The 14293-nt window shown below is 71.0% G+C and carries 13 protein-coding genes and 1 riboswitch; of the genes, 11 read left to right on the forward strand and 2 right to left on the reverse strand.

Features of this window, described 5'->3' with window-relative positions; translation table 11 throughout:
* The first annotated feature begins 431 nt into the window (after window positions 1-431).
* Window positions 432-562: riboswitch (FMN riboswitch) on the forward strand.
* 159 nt (window positions 563-721) lie between these two features.
* The 10 genes from ribD (at window position 722) to P8A20_RS31505 (ending at window position 9366) form a co-directional block, all read left to right on the forward strand.
* On the forward strand, window positions 722-1822 hold the full coding sequence (ribD, locus tag P8A20_RS31460) for a bifunctional diaminohydroxyphosphoribosylaminopyrimidine deaminase/5-amino-6-(5-phosphoribosylamino)uracil reductase RibD (protein ID WP_306104695.1): 1101 nt from the start codon (window positions 722-724) through the stop codon (window positions 1820-1822).
* Window positions 1823-2443, forward strand: a complete 621-nt coding sequence (locus P8A20_RS31465; RefSeq protein WP_306104696.1) for a riboflavin synthase — start codon at window positions 1823-1825, stop codon at window positions 2441-2443.
* Entirely contained in the window at window positions 2440-3084 is a 645-nt protein-coding gene (locus P8A20_RS31470) for a nicotinamide mononucleotide transporter family protein (protein WP_147962398.1), read from the forward strand. The genes P8A20_RS31465 and P8A20_RS31470 overlap by 4 nt, the downstream gene beginning before the upstream one ends.
* Window positions 3081-4367, forward strand: coding sequence for a bifunctional 3,4-dihydroxy-2-butanone-4-phosphate synthase/GTP cyclohydrolase II (locus P8A20_RS31475; protein WP_306104697.1), 1287 nt, complete (start codon window positions 3081-3083; stop codon window positions 4365-4367). The genes P8A20_RS31470 and P8A20_RS31475 overlap by 4 nt, the downstream gene beginning before the upstream one ends.
* A 36-nt stretch (window positions 4368-4403) precedes the next feature.
* Window positions 4404-4889, forward strand: coding sequence for a 6,7-dimethyl-8-ribityllumazine synthase (gene ribH, locus P8A20_RS31480; RefSeq protein ID WP_014157414.1), 486 nt, complete (start codon window positions 4404-4406; stop codon window positions 4887-4889).
* Window positions 4890-4924: 35 nt separating this feature from the next.
* Entirely contained in the window at window positions 4925-5197 is a 273-nt protein-coding gene (locus P8A20_RS31485) for a phosphoribosyl-ATP diphosphatase (RefSeq protein ID WP_014157415.1), read from the forward strand.
* A 53-nt stretch (window positions 5198-5250) separates the two neighbouring features.
* On the forward strand, window positions 5251-6099 hold the full coding sequence (hisG, locus tag P8A20_RS31490; RefSeq protein ID WP_306104698.1) for an ATP phosphoribosyltransferase: 849 nt from the start codon (window positions 5251-5253) through the stop codon (window positions 6097-6099).
* Window positions 6100-6224: 125 nt separating this feature from the next.
* Window positions 6225-6704 (forward strand): PH domain-containing protein, encoded by a 480-nt coding sequence (locus P8A20_RS31495; protein ID WP_147962401.1) that lies wholly within the window; start codon window positions 6225-6227, stop codon window positions 6702-6704.
* A gap of 188 nt (window positions 6705-6892) precedes the next feature.
* Entirely contained in the window at window positions 6893-8287 is a 1395-nt protein-coding gene (locus tag P8A20_RS31500; RefSeq protein ID WP_147962402.1) for a hemolysin family protein, read from the forward strand.
* Window positions 8284-9366, forward strand: a complete 1083-nt coding sequence (locus P8A20_RS31505) for a hemolysin family protein (RefSeq protein WP_306104699.1) — start codon at window positions 8284-8286, stop codon at window positions 9364-9366. Before P8A20_RS31500 ends, P8A20_RS31505 begins: the two co-directional genes overlap by 4 nt.
* Window positions 9367-9427: 61 nt before the next feature.
* On the opposite strand, the gene P8A20_RS31510 is transcribed toward P8A20_RS31505, so the two are convergent.
* A complete protein-coding gene (locus P8A20_RS31510) occupies window positions 9428-11335 on the reverse strand; it encodes an AAA family ATPase (RefSeq protein WP_261988909.1) in 1908 nt (635 codons plus the stop codon).
* Window positions 11336-11702: 367 nt separating this feature from the next.
* The gene (locus P8A20_RS31515; RefSeq protein ID WP_306104700.1) at window positions 11703-12317 is read right to left on the reverse strand and encodes a uridine kinase family protein; all 615 of its coding nucleotides are present in this window, start codon (window positions 12315-12317) and stop codon (window positions 11703-11705) included.
* 187 nt (window positions 12318-12504) lie between these two features.
* On the opposite strand from P8A20_RS31515, the gene P8A20_RS31520 reads away from it, so the two are divergent.
* Window positions 12505-13860 (forward strand): C39 family peptidase, encoded by a 1356-nt coding sequence (locus P8A20_RS31520; protein WP_306104701.1) that lies wholly within the window; start codon window positions 12505-12507, stop codon window positions 13858-13860.
* Window positions 13861-14293: the final 433 nt, after the last annotated feature.

Raw genomic sequence — 14293 nt, forward strand, 5'->3', positions numbered from 1 at the left:
TGTCCCGGCGGTCGCCTCGATGTGGTCGCCCCCGGAGTCGGCGAGGGCCCTTGCCGTCGTCGGCCTCGTCGTTGACAGTCGCCGCCCGCTCTCGTCGATGCGGTCTTCGGACACGCTGATCGTCGACTGCGCACAGGCCGGAGACATGGGTGCCGCTCGGGAAGCGGGTGCGAGCACTCTGTCGGGGCGGGCTGCACCGGGGGGAGCGCCTTCCGCGGGGACGTCCTGCCCTTGTGTCCGGACGTCCGACACGATCGTTCTTCGCCTGCGGGCGCTACGGGGCGGCCCGACTCGGCTGACCCCGACGCGGTGCGGGCGTAGACCTGGTCCGGTCCCCGGAGCCGCAGCCGCAGCCGTGCCTGTGAGTCGTCCCACAGTGACCACCCGTTCGGATCACTGCCTGCCGTGGCACAATGACCATGTACCAGCAGCAGCGCACTCCGGGGTCGGTGTAATTCCGAACCGGCGGTTATAGTCCGCGACCCGTCCGCATCCAGCGGCCGGTTGACCAGGTGAGATTCCTGGACCGACGGTGAAAGTCCGGATGGGAGGCAGTGCGCGGCGGGCCGTCACAGGTACGCCGCCGTAGGCGGATGTGTCCGGGAGATCCCGGGACCACCACATCCTGTCCTCGGTCTCCGGCGTTCCCCTGTTGCGTTCCGCTTCATCTGTCGTCATCGACAGGCCCCGGAGTCCGTGCCCGAAGAGGCAGGAGGACCCGGTGGCAACCGCAGCCGAAACAGACGCCATGCGGCGGGCGATCACGCTCGCGGCCCGCGGACTCGGCGCCACCAGCCCGAACCCCGTCGTCGGATGCGTCATCCTCGACGCCGCCGGGGAACAGGCCGGCGAAGGCTTCCACCAGCGCGCCGGCGGGCCGCACGCCGAGATCCACGCCCTGCGCGCGGCCGGCGAGCGGGCCCGGGGCGGCACCGCCCTCGTCACCCTCGAACCCTGTAACCACACAGGACGCACCGGACCGTGCGCCCAGGCGCTCGTCGACGCCGGCGTCCGCCGGGTCGTCTACGCGGTGGGCGACCCGAATCCGCAGGCCACCGGCGGTGCCGACACCCTGCGCGCCGCGGGCGTCCAGGTGGAGCAGGGCCTCCTCGCCGACGAGGCGGAGACCGGCAACACCGCCTGGCTCACCTCGGTCCGACTCGGCCGCCCGTACGTCCTCTGGAAGTACGCCGCGACCCTCGACGGCCGGATCGCCGCCGCCGACGCCACCAGCCGCTGGATCACCTCCCCCGAGGCCCGCGCCGACGTCCACCGTCTGCGGGCCGAGGCCGACGCAGTGGTGGTCGGCTCCGGCACCGCCCGGGCCGACGACCCCCAGTTGGGCGCACGCGGCATCGAGGGTGCCACCCAGCCGCTCCGCGTGGTGGTCGACACCGGCGCCACCGCCGTCCGGCCAGGAGCACGCGTGCTCGACGGGTCCGCGCCCACCCTGGTCGCGGTCGCCGCCGACGCCGAGGCCGGCCACCTCCCCGAGGAGGCCGTGCTGCGCCTCCCGCGCGCGGCCGCCGGGCCGGGCCTCGACGTCGACGCCCTGCTCGCGGCCCTCCACGCCCGGGGAATCCGCTCCGTACTCCTCGAAGGCGGCCCGGTCCTGGCCGGCTCCTTCGTCGCCGCGGGGGCGGTCGACACCGTCGTCGGCTACCTCGCTCCGGTACTCCTCGGCTCGGGCCCCGCCGCCCTCGCCGATGCCGGAATCTCCACCATCTCCCAGGCGTTGCGCCTCGATGTGACCGAGACCGTCCGTATCGGCCCCGATCTGCGCATCACCGCCGCCCCCGTTCCTGCTCGGAAGGGAAACTGAGTGTTCACCGGAATTGTCGAAGAACTGGGTGAGGTCACAGCCGTCGAGAAGCTCGACGACGCCTCCCGTTTCCGACTGCGCGGGCCCGTGGTGACCGAGGGCGCCAAGCACGGCGACTCCATCGCGGTCAACGGCGTCTGCCTCACCGTCGTGGACCTCGGGGAGAACGAGTTCACCGCCGACGTCATGGCCGAGACGCTGGACCGCTCCAGCCTCGGTGCACTGGCCCCCGGCTCCCGGGTCAACCTGGAGCGCCCGATGGCCCTCGGCGGACGCCTCGGCGGCCACATCGTCCAGGGCCACGTGGACGGCACCGGCCACATCGTCGAGCGCAAGGTCTCCGAGAACTGGGAGCTCGTCACGGTCTCCCTGCCCGCCGGTCTGACCCGCTACGTGGTGGAGAAGGGCTCGATCACCGTCGACGGCGTGAGCCTGACCGTCGTCGACGCGGGACCCGACTTCTTCACGATCAGCCTGATCCCCACCACCCTCGCCCTGACCACGCTCGGCATCAAGGAGCCCGGCGACCCGGTCAACCTCGAGGTGGACGTCCTCGCGAAGTACGTCGAACGGCTGCTCGCCCACGGTGACGCCCCCGGAGCCGGGGAGCCGGTCGCATGAACGCCCTGCACTGGCTGAACTCGGAGGCCTTCAGCGCTTTCGGGCAGCACATCATCTGGTCCGACATGATCGGCAACACGGTCGGCCTGTTCGCCCTGGCCCTCGGCTGGCTCCGGTCGGTCTGGACCTGGCCCGCCCAGCTCCTGTCCGGCGTCGTCCTGATCGCCGCCAACGTCTCCGTGCAGCAGGCGGGCAGCGTCGGCAAGCAGCTGATCGTCGTTGCCGTCGCCGTCTGGGGCTGGCAGCAGTGGACCCGCGGCAGGAAGCAGGCGCAGGACGGGTCCATCGCCGTGCGCTTCGCCACCTGGCGCGAACGCGGATACCTGCTGGGCGGCGCCGCGCTGGGAACCCTCGCGGTCGGCGGGCTGTTCACGGCCTTCCCGTCGCTCTCCTGGAGCCCGTGGGCCGACGCCTACATCTTCGCCGGAACCCTCGTGGCGATGATCGCCCAGGCGCGCGGCATGGTCGAGTTCTGGTTCGCCTGGCTGCTCGTCGACCTCGTCGGCGTACCGCTCAACTTCCACAGCGGACTCGCCTTCTCCGGTCTCATCTACGTCGTCTACGGCGCCCTCGTCCTGTGGGGCATGCGCGACTGGTGGCTGCGTACGCGGACACCCGCTCTGGAAGGAGCCACGGTATGACTGCCCAGCCCACCTGGTTGCACGGCCGGACCCTCGAAGACCTCTCGCTGGACCCCGTCGAACAGGCGATCCGCGACATCGCCGCCGGGCGGCCCGTCGTGGTCGTCGACGACGAGGACCGGGAGAACGAGGGCGACCTCGTCATCGCCGCCGAGAAGGCGACCCCCGAGATCATCGCCTTCATGATGAGTGAGTGCCGCGGTCTGATCTGCGCCCCCATGGAGGACGAGGAGCTGGAACGCCTCGAACTCCCGCAGATGGTCACGCACAACACCGAGTCGATGAAGACCGCCTTCACCGTTTCGGTGGACGCCTCCGCCGAGCACGGGGTGACCACCGGGATCTCCGCCGCCGACCGGGCCACCACGCTCAGGATGCTGGCGGGCGGCAGGGCCGTCCCCGGCGACTTCGTACGCCCCGGCCACGTCTTCCCGCTCCGCGCCCGTTCCGGCGGTGTCCTCGTCCGCAACGGCCACACCGAGGCCGCAGTCGACCTGGCCCGGCTCGCCGGGCTGCGTCCCGCCGGAGCCATCGTCGAGATCGCCGGCGAGGACGGAGTGATGCTGCGGCTGCCCGAGCTCGTCCCCTTCGCCCGCAAGCACGGCCTCACGATCATCTCCATCGAGGACCTGATCGCCTACCGCCGCAGCGCCGAGCCCACGGTGCGCCGCGAGGCCGAGGTCCGGCTGCCCACGAGCTTCGGCGCGTTCACCGCGTACGGCTACCGCTCCGTCGTCGACGGCGTCGAGCACGTCGCTCTCGTCCACGGCGACATCGGTGACGGCCAGGACGTCCTCGTCCGGGTGCACTCCGAATGCCTGACCGGCGACATCTTCCAGTCCCAGCGCTGCGACTGCGGGCCCCAGCTGCACACCTCCATGGAACGCATCACGGCCGAGGGCCGAGGGGTCGTCGTCTACCTGCGCGGCCACGAGGGCCGCGGCATCGGACTGCTGTCCAAGCTGCGCGCGTACGAACTCCAGGAGCGCGGCTCCGACACCCTCGACGCCAACCTGGAACTCGGCCTGCCGGCCGACGCCCGGGACTATGCGGCGGGCGCCCAGATCCTGAGCGACCTCGGTGTGCGGACCCTGCGCCTGATGACGAACAACCCGGACAAGACCGCCGCGCTCGTGCGGTACGGACTCGAGATCACCGGACGCGAACCGATGCCCGTCCAGGCCGGGGAGCACAACCTGCGGTACCTGCGCACCAAGCGGGACCGGATGGGGCACGACCTGCCCTGGCTCGACGCCACCGCGTCCGCCTGCGGCAACCAGTAACCACCACACACGCACACGCGAACACACAGGAGAGACATGAGCGGCAAGGGCGCACCCGAACTGTCCGTACGCAACTGCGGAGACCTCCGGGTGGCGGTGATCGCGGCCCAGTGGCACGAGAAGGTCATGGACGGACTCGTCGACGGGGCCCTGCGCGCCCTGCACGACCTCGGGATCGACGAGCCCACGCTGCTCCGGGTCCCCGGCAGCTTCGAGCTCCCGGTCGTGGCCAAGGTGCTCGCCGGCCGCGGCTACGACGCGATCGTCGCCCTCGGAGTGATCATCCGCGGCGGCACCCCGCACTTCGAATACGTGTCCCAGGGCGTCACCAACGGGCTGACCCAGGTCACGGTCGACACCGGGGTCCCCGTCGGCTTCGGCGTGCTCACCTGTGACAACGAGGAACAGGCCCTGGACCGGGCCGGACTCGAGGGCTCCCACGAGGACAAGGGGCACGAGGCCGTCACCGCCGCCGTGGCCACCGCCGCCACACTGCGCACCGTCAGCGAACCCTGGCGCTGAGCGGCACTCCGGGACCCCGTATTCTAAGGACCATCATGGCCAACAAAACCTTCGAAGAGCTCTTCGCCGAGCTCCAGCTCAAGGCCGCCGACGGCGACCCCTCCACCTCCCGCACCGCCGAGCTGGTGGGCAAGGGCGTGCATGCCATCGGCAAGAAGGTCGTCGAGGAGGCCGCCGAGGTCTGGATGGCCGCCGAATACGAGGGCAAGGAAGCCGCAGCCGAGGAGATCTCCCAGCTGCTCTACCACGTCCAGGTGATGATGGTCGCCCGCGGGATCTCCCTCGACGACGTCTACGCCCACCTCTGAGCACACCCCCCGCACATCCCGGAACTCCCTCCGCACAAAGGAAACCTGACCTCATGCTGCGCATCGCCGTCCCCAACAAGGGTGCAATCTCCGGGCCTGCGATGGCGATGCTCCATGAGGCGGGCTACCGGCAGCGCAAGGAGTCCAAGGAACTGGTCCTCGTCGACCCCACGAACGAGGTCGAGTTCTTCTACCTGAGGCCCCGCGACATCGCGATCTACGTCAGCTCGGGTCGGCTGGACATCGGCATCACCGGCCGTGACCTGCTGCTGGACTCCGGCGCCGAGGCCGAGGAGATCCTCCAGCTCGGCTTCGCACGGTCCACCTTCCGCTACGCCACGAAGCCCGGCACGGCCGCCGGCCCCAAGGACTTCACCGGCATGACGATCGCCACGTCCTACGAGGGCATCGTGGCGAAGCACCTCGCCGACGAGGGCGTCGACGCCTCCGTCGTGCACCTCGACGGCGCCGTCGAGACCGCCATCGAGCTCGGCGTCGCGCAGGTCATCGCCGACGTCGTCGAGACCGGCACCAGCATGCGCAACGCGGGCCTGGAGATCATCGGCGAGCCGATCATGAAGTCGGAAGCCGTGGTGATCCGCCGCAAGGGCGCCCCCGAGGACGACCCCAAGGTGCAGCAGTTCCTGCGCCGTCTGCAGGGCGTCCTGGTGGCGCGCAGCTACGTGATGATGGACTACGACTGCCGGGTCGAGCACCTGGAGCGCGCGGTCGCACTCACCCCCGGGCTGGAGTCGCCGACCATCTCCCCGCTGCACCACGAGGGCTGGGTCGCCGTCCGCTCCATGGTCGCCTCGAAGGAGGCCCAGCGGATCATGGACGACCTCTACGAGCTGGGTGCGCGCGCCATCCTCACGACGGCCATCCACGCCTGCCGCCTCTGACGGCAGCCACGCCCGCCGCCTCCGAGGGTCCATCCACCCCTGCCGACGGCTTCCGACAGCCGTCGACCCCGCCGACGGCTTCCGGCGGCCGGCCCACGAGCACAGCTAAGGACGTCAGCGCCGCCATGTCCGCTCCCGCACCCCGGGCTCCCGAACTCCCCGCCCTTCCGGCCACCTTCAGGCCCACCCTCACCCGGGTGGTCCTGCTGGCCGTGGGGGCGGCGATGTTCGTCGTCATCACCGCCGTCGCGTTGATCCTGGAGAACCTGGGCCCGGGGGAGCGGACCAGCTTTGTCTTCGTCGCCCTGCTCTTCTTCGGCGTCCTCGCCCTGCTCAGCAGGCCCCACATCACGGCCGACGAGACAGGTGTGACGGTCGTCAACATCACCCGTACGCGCCGGCTCGCCTGGGCGGAGATCCTCCGCGTCAACCTGCGCGCCGGCGACCCGTGGGTCTTCCTCGACCTCAGCGACGGCACCAGCATGCCCGCGCTCGGCATCCAGCCGGGAATCTCCAAGGAACGGGCCGTCACGGACGCCCGCGCCCTCCGCGCGCTCGTCGAATTCCACGGCAGCGGAGTGAACAACGCCACGGAGAACGGCTGAGCCCCCTGCCCCGTTCGGCCCGATCCCGATTATTCTGGGACCGGTGGCGCACCGGGTGCGCCCCGCCCCGCACCAGAAGGCCTCCGAGGCCCGCGGGGCACTTTCCTGCGACCCAAGGAGTGACTCCCTCCAGCAATGGACGGATCGTCCGGTAGTACCTGCGCCGCCCTCTCCCCGGAGGCGGCGGCATGACCACCCCCCTGTTGCTGCTTCTCGCGGCATTCCTTCTCATCCTCGCCAACGGGTTCTTCGTGGCAGCCGAATTCGGGCTCGTCACGGTGGAACGGCCGGACGCCGAACGCGCCGCCGCCGAAGGCGACCGCCGGGCCCGTACCGTCGTCGCCGCCCTGCGTGAACTCTCCTTCCAGCTCTCCGGCACCCAGCTGGGCATCACCATCACCTCGCTGGTCGTCGGCATGCTCGCCGAACCGGCGCTCGCCCAGCTGCTCGCCGGACCGCTCACCGCCACCGGACTGCCCCGAGGTGCCGTTCCCGGCGTCAGCGTCGTGATCGGCATGCTGTTCGCCTCGGCCGTCCAGATGGTGATCGGCGAGCTCGTGCCGAAGAACTGGGCGGTCTCCCGGCCGCTCCAGGTCGCCCGGTTCGTCGCGGGTCCCCAGCACCGCTTCTCCACCCTCCTGCGACCGGTGATCACCGCCCTGAACACCGTCGCCAACCGCCTCGTCCGGCTCCTCGGAGTCGAGCCCACCGAGGAACTCGCCTCGGCGAGGACCCCGGGCGAGCTCGTCTCCCTGGCCAGGCACTCCGCCGAGGCCGGCACCCTGGAGCAGGACACCGCCGATCTCTTCGTACGGACCCTGTCCCTCGCCGGTCTCACCGCGCAGCACGTCATGACCCCGCGGGTGAAGGTCAGCGCGCTGCAGGTCTCGGCGACCTCGGCGGACGTCCTCAACCTCACGCGGGCCACCGGACTGTCCCGCTTCCCGGTCTACCGGGACCGCATCGACGAGGTCGTCGGCATGGTCCACCTCAAGGACGCCCTGGCCGTCCCCTCCCAGGACCGGCTGCGCACCCCGGTGAGCCGGATCGCCGTGGCACCGCTCCTGGTGCCGGAGACGCTGCCCGTCGAGCAGCTGCTCCAGCGTCTGCGCAGCGAGCAGCCGATCGCCGTGGTGGTGGACGAGTACGGCGGCACCGCCGGTGTCGTCACGCTCGAGGACATCATCGAGGAGCTCGTCGGCGAGGTGAGGGACGAGCACGACGCCGAGGGCGCCGACCGTCCCGAGCTGACGTCCGTCGTCGCCGACGACGGTCGCGCCGGCTGGGACGTCGAGGGCAGCACCCGGGTGCTGACCCTGCGCAGGATAGGCCTCGACGTACCCGAGGGGCCCTACGAGACCGTGGCGGGGCTCGTCGCCGACCTGCTGGGGCGCATCCCGGCACCCGGTGACCGCTCCGAGCTCCCCGGCTGGCGGATCTCGGTCCGCCAGGTCGGCCACTACCGTGCCGAGCAGGTCCGCTTCGTCCGTCTGACGGACATACCGGTGTCTCCGGCCGGACCGCCCGAACAGCCGGAAGGCCCCGAGCGGCTCACCCAGGACCTCCTGGAGGCCGTGCGATGAGCCTCGTGCAACTGCTCTTCGCCGGTCTTCTCGTGCTGGCGAACGGCTTCTTCGTCGGCGCCGAATTCGCGCTCGTCTCCGTACGGCGCAGTCAGGTCGAACCCCTCGCGGCAGGCGGGTCGAGCCGGGCCAGGCAGGTGCTGTACGGCCTGGAGAACCTGCCGCAGATGATGGCCGCCGCACAGTTCGGTATCACCATCTGTTCCCTCACCCTGGGTGCCGTCGCCGAGCCGACCGTCGCCCACCTGCTGGAGCCGGTCTTCCACGCCGCACATCTGCCCGAGGGGCTCGTCCACCCGCTCGGCTTCGCGGTCGCCCTCGTCTCCGTGGTCTTCCTCCACCTCGTCATCGGCGAGATGGTCCCGAAGAACCTGGCGATGGCAGCCCCCGAGAAGACCGCGATGTGGCTCAGCCCCGGCCTGGTCGGTTTCGCCCGGCTCTGCCGGCCCGTCACCTCCGCGCTCGGGGCCTGTGCCCGGATCGTGCTCAGGCTCTTCAAGGTCGAGCCGAAGGACGAGGTGGAGGCCGTCTTCACCAGCGAGCAGCTCAACCGGCTGGTCGAGGACGCGGGTCTGGCCGGGCTGCTGGAACCGGAGGCCCAGGAACGGCTCGGGGACGCCCTGGAACTGGGCAGCAGGCCCGTGACCGACGTACTGCTCGACCGGGCGTCCCTGGTGACGGTCGATCCCTCCGTCACCCCGCGCCGCATCGAGGAGCTGACCGTACGCACCGGCTACTCGCGCTTCCCCGTCTGCGCGGAGGGCGGTGGCTTCATGGGCTACCTGCACGTCAAGGACGTCCTGGAACTGGAGGACTCCGAGCGTGCCGTACCGCAGCAGATCTGGCGCCCCATGGCCACGCTCCGGGCCGAACTCCCCCTGGACGACGCCCTGACGGTGATGCGCCGAGCCGCCACACACCTCGCGCAGGTCGCTGACGCGTCCGGCAAGGTACTCGGCCTCGTCGCGATGGAGGACGTCCTGGAGATGCTCGTGGGCGAGGTCCGCGACCCCGCCCACCGTGTCTCGGTGCCCCGCCGCACACCGGAGGCGCCGAAGGCCATGGCCCCGCTGGGGTAGGCCCCCCGGGCTGATCACCTCCGCCGCCGGGCGGTCCCTCCGGGGCCGTCCGGCGGCTTTCTCACAGCGCCCCGGGCTCCTGGGTCCCCCGGTCCACGGGCCCCCGTCCGGACAGCACCTCGCCGTACGCCTGCATCAGATCCGGCAGCCGCAGCGTGGCCAGATCGTCCCGGGTCGGCGCGGCGGTGTATCCGGACAGCCGCAGATCACGGTAGGCGCAGCTCTTCTCGTACAGGGTGCGCAGGAAACGGCCGTTGCCCAGCTCGTCGATCCACCCCTGGTCGACCACGTGCCCGCTGATGCTGCGCAGCTCGTCGAGCGACTCCTCGTCCCACACGTCGTCGTTGTCGGCGGCCAGCACCCCGCCGATCGCGGTGAGTTCGAGTGGACGGTAGCTCGGGAAGTCGACCCGCGTGGTGAAGCGTGAGGAGAGACCGGGGTTGGTGGACAGCAGCCGGTCCATGCCCTCCGGATAGCCGGCGAGGATGACGACGAGATGGTCCCTGTTGTCCTCCGCCCGCTTGAGGAGGACCTGCAGTGCCTCGTCGCCGTACGCATCGCCCTTGGTGTAACCGGAGTTGGAGAGGCTGTACGCCTCGTCGACGAACAGCACCCCGCCGAGTGCCGAATCGATCAGCTCGTTGGCCTTCACGGCGGTCTGCCCGAGGAACTCGCCTACCAGGTCCGAGCGTTGGGCCTCCACCAGATGGTCGCCGCCGAGCAGTCCCAGCGCGTAGAACACCCGGCCCAGGATGCGGGCGACCGTCGTCTTGCCCGTCCCGGACGGGCCGGAGAAGACGAAGTGGCGCTTCGGCGGCTGCACCGGCAGGCCCTGCTCCGCGCGCAGGCGTGCCATGTTCAGCTGTGCGGAGAGAGCCTTGACCTGACGTTTCACCGGTTCGAGCCCCACCATGCGCTCGAGCTCCGCCAGAGCCTTCGCGAGCATCGCGGGATCGCTGGGCCCGGCGGGGAAGAGGGCGGTCCGCGGCGCTCCCCGCTTCGTCCGCGTCCCGTCGCCACCGGGCCCGGAGGACGGCACCGCGGCACCGGGAAGGACCTGCGGGTCGCCGCCGAGCCACGGCTCACGCCCGTCCACCAGATCGGTGTCGAGCGCCGTGTCGCCGTCCGTCCGCGCCTCCACGCCCGTGCCGTCCGAGCCGAAGCCGGCCAGCGAGACCGCCGAGAGGTCGACCGCCTCGTCGTAGCCGTCCCCCTCGGAGATCGCCGCGAGTCTGGCCGAGGTGTCCATGAACGCCGGGTCCACGCGGTGTACCGCCCGGTACAGCGGCAGTGCCGCCGCGCTGCGGCCGGTTCCCTCGTGCGCCCGCGCCAGCCAGTAGCGCAGCTCCTTGCGCTGCGGCTGCTCACTGCGACATCGCATCAGAGCGGCCGAGAGGAGGGGCTCCGCCTGCCCGTACATCTCCAGGCGCACCCGGGCCATGCCGCCGAAGAGTCCCGCCTCGATACCGAGCAGCGGATCGTCCACGAGCTGCTCCGTGGTGCGCACGAGCTGCTCCCAGTCCTTGACCAGGTAGGAGCGGCAGGCGTGCAGGAAGCGTACCTGGGGATCTGTGTCCACGGGCGGCAGTCCGGCCAACGCCCGGTCCAGCTCAGGGACATGGCGGCCGTCCAGCCAGTGCGACGCGTGCGCGAGCAGGAGGTCACGCGGGCTCTCCAGCACCGGCTGCACCCACCAGCCCAGCCAGTACCACGAGTTGAGTGTGCGACGGTGGCGCGTGCGCTGCTCGCCGAAGCGGTCGCGATGGCGGAACATGCGCAACAGCGCCGTGGTCGTGTCGATCCGCAGCGCGTGCAGGCCGAGCCAGCCGTCCGCCATGCCGGGATCGAGGCGTACCGCGGCTCTGAACTCCTCCTCGGCCTGCGGGTACGCGCCCATCGTGTAGGCGTCCACCCCGCGCAGCCAGGCAAGGTCGGCCGGGGCCTGTGTGCCCGGCGTGCCGATGTCCATCAGGTCCCCCACAAACCGAGCCCCCAGAATGTCCCGCCCGCACAGCATGCCCAGCGCGGCGCGCCTAATCACCGCGCCGGAGACGGGAATTGACCACATCCGAGACGCATCGTACCTGTACAGGGAGTGAGCGGTTAAGTACGTTACCGGCGCTCCGGAGGTGGTGACCGAGGGTGAGCGGAAGGCCCCTGCGGCGGGAGCGGCAGGGCAGGACGAAGCCCCCGGTCACGGGGGAACAACCGGGGGCTTCGCGTCTGCGGGGGCTCCGAAAAGCCGCACATCCAGAACGTAGGACCTGTACGGCCCCTCGGTCAAGGCGAGTTGAGGCTCGTACGGGGGCATTTCCCGGCGACGGGTACGGCGTTCCTCAGGCTTCACCGTCCGTGACGAAATGACTCGCCCCCGCTGTCGCGTGAGGCCCTTCCAGCCACTCGTATCCCGTGGGCACCCGCCGTATCACCGCATCGGCGAAGGGGAGCGAGGGATCACCGGCGAAATGGCGCTGCTCCGCGACGGTCCAGCCGTCCCAGAACTCCGACAGCCCGGGACCGTCGCGCAGCCGGCCCCGCTCCCAGGACGCCGCGCTGCCGCCCTCGATCCACAGCAGTGCCGCGAGGAACGGCCGCATTGCGGAGCGTCCGGCCCCCACTCCCTCGACCAGAAGCACGGGGGCCGGGTCCAGCGTCCTCGGCGGCCCGAAGCGGCGGGTCGTCCAGTCGTACGGGAGATACCGCGCCGGCTCCCCGCGCGAGAGGTGGTCCAGGACCTGTGCCCGGAGCAGGCCCGTCCAGCCGAAGAGTTCCTCGTGCGTGGCCAGGTCGTCCAGCCGCAGCACCGGCGCGTCACCGAGCGCCGTGGCCAGGTGGCCGGCGAAGGTGCTCTTGCCGGACCCCGCGTGACCGTCGACCGCGATCAGCCGCACGGGACCGCAGGAGGGGGGCAGGGAGCGCAGCCGTCGCGCGAGGTCCGCCAGGTCGTTCATGTCCTCCACCCTACGAGACCGTGCGGAGCCGCTCCCGGGCCCGCGCAGGTCACGCCAGTGGACCAGACCAATATTGCTGTCGCGGCACGGGGTGAATCACTGGCAGGAACCGGTCCCGACCCGCGATAGTTGGCGCACCGATCGGCACCCGCAGCCCCAATCCGCTCAACGACCGGGGGTCCCGCCCATGACCAGACCGACTTCACGCAGGACCGTGCTCACCGCCGCCCTCGCGGCCGGGGCAGGCGCCGTCGCCTCCGCCGGCCCGGCGGGCGCCGCCCCGTCCCGGACCTCCTCATCCCCGGCGGCGGCCTCTCTCGTGGACAACCGTTTCTGGACCACCTACTCGGACTGGCGCTGCGGCTCCTCGGCCGGTACCCGCGCGGTCCCCGGACGCCGGCCCGGCCTGGTGATCTCCGCCCCCGCCGGAAGCACCGACCACACCGACCCGCACACCGGCACGACCGCCACCTGGGAGTACGCGAGCTGGACCTCCCCGGTCCATCGCCCGGCCGTCCCCGCCACCGAGGTGATCGCCTCCTGGAACGCGGCCACCCCGGAGGGCACCTGGATCCAGGTCGAGCTGCGCGGCAGCTACTCGGACGGCACGGACACCCCCTGGTACGTCATGGGCCGCTGGGCCTCGGCCGACACGGACGTCCGGCGGACCTCCGTCGACGACCAGACGGACGGCAGGAGCACCGTCTGGACCGACACCTTCTCGCTCGACGACGCGGCGAGCGGACTGCGTCTGGTCTCGTACCGGCTGCGCCTCACCCTGTACCGGACACCCGGAACCCGCCTCACCCCCACCGTCCACCGCGTCGGCGCCATGGCCTCGGACGTGCCGGACCGCTTCACCGTCCCGGCCACCACGCCCGGCGCCGCCCGTGAGCTCGCGGTGCCCCGCTACTCCCAGAACGTCCACGTGGGGGAGTACCCGGAGTACGACAACGGCGGCGAGGCCTGGTGCAGCCCCACCTCCTCCCAGATGATCATCGAGTACTGGGGCCGCACGCCCACCCCCGAGGACCTGTCCTGGGTCAAGCCGGGCCTCGCCGACCCGCAGATCTGCCACGCGGCCCGCTACACCTTCGACTACCAGTACGAAGGCTGCGGCAACTGGCCCTTCAACGCCGCCTACGCCGCGACGTACGAGGACATGAACGCCGTGATCACCCGGCTCGGATCGCTTACCGATCTGGAGCAGCTGGTCGCCGCCGGTATCCCGGTCATAACGTCGCAGTCGTTCTTCAAGGGCGAGCTGACGGGCGCGGGTTACGGGACATCAGGACACCTGATGACGGTCATCGGCTTCACGGCCGATGGCGACGTGATCGCCAACGATCCGGCCTCGCCGTCCAACGACGCGGTGCGCCGTGTCTATCAGCGGCGCGAGTGGGAGAACGTCTGGCTGAGGACCAAGCGGTACGACGCGAACGGCGCGGTCAGGGGCGGCACCGGCGGGGTCTGCTACATCTACTGGCCGGCCGATCCGAGTGCGGCCCAGCGCCGCGTCCTGAGGTCGCTCGGGCTGACCTGAGCGTGTGAGGCCCGAGGGCCGCCTCGCCCACCGGACGGCGACGTTCCCGGCCGTCCGGGCGAGGCGGCCGTACCGGGCCACGGTGACGCAGCGACCACTTCGGCTGCGCCGACCGGCCGCCCCCCCCCGAGGCCGCGGTCATGCCTTGCTCAACGAATGGTCACATCACATGAGCCGGTGACTCAACTCTGCCAAGAGGTGGAGGACTTGATGCGAAGGCCGCATTGACGGGTGTGGTGCGGCGGGGTGTGCAGTGCGATCCGTTCGCGGAACTGCCGCGCTTCCGGGAGGTCTTTTCCCCGTACCTCGGGTCACCTCAGCCAATCCTGGGCCCGGACCGGCCATGTTGCGGCGGACGGCTGCCGGCCGGTTGTAGCGGGTGCCGACGCCGGGAAGGCGACCGAGTGCCACATTTACGGTAGGCGCACGGCAG

The organism is Streptomyces sp. Alt3 (assembly GCF_030719215.1).
In the GTDB taxonomy this organism is placed as follows: Bacteria; Actinomycetota; Actinomycetes; order Streptomycetales; family Streptomycetaceae; genus Streptomyces; species Streptomyces glycanivorans.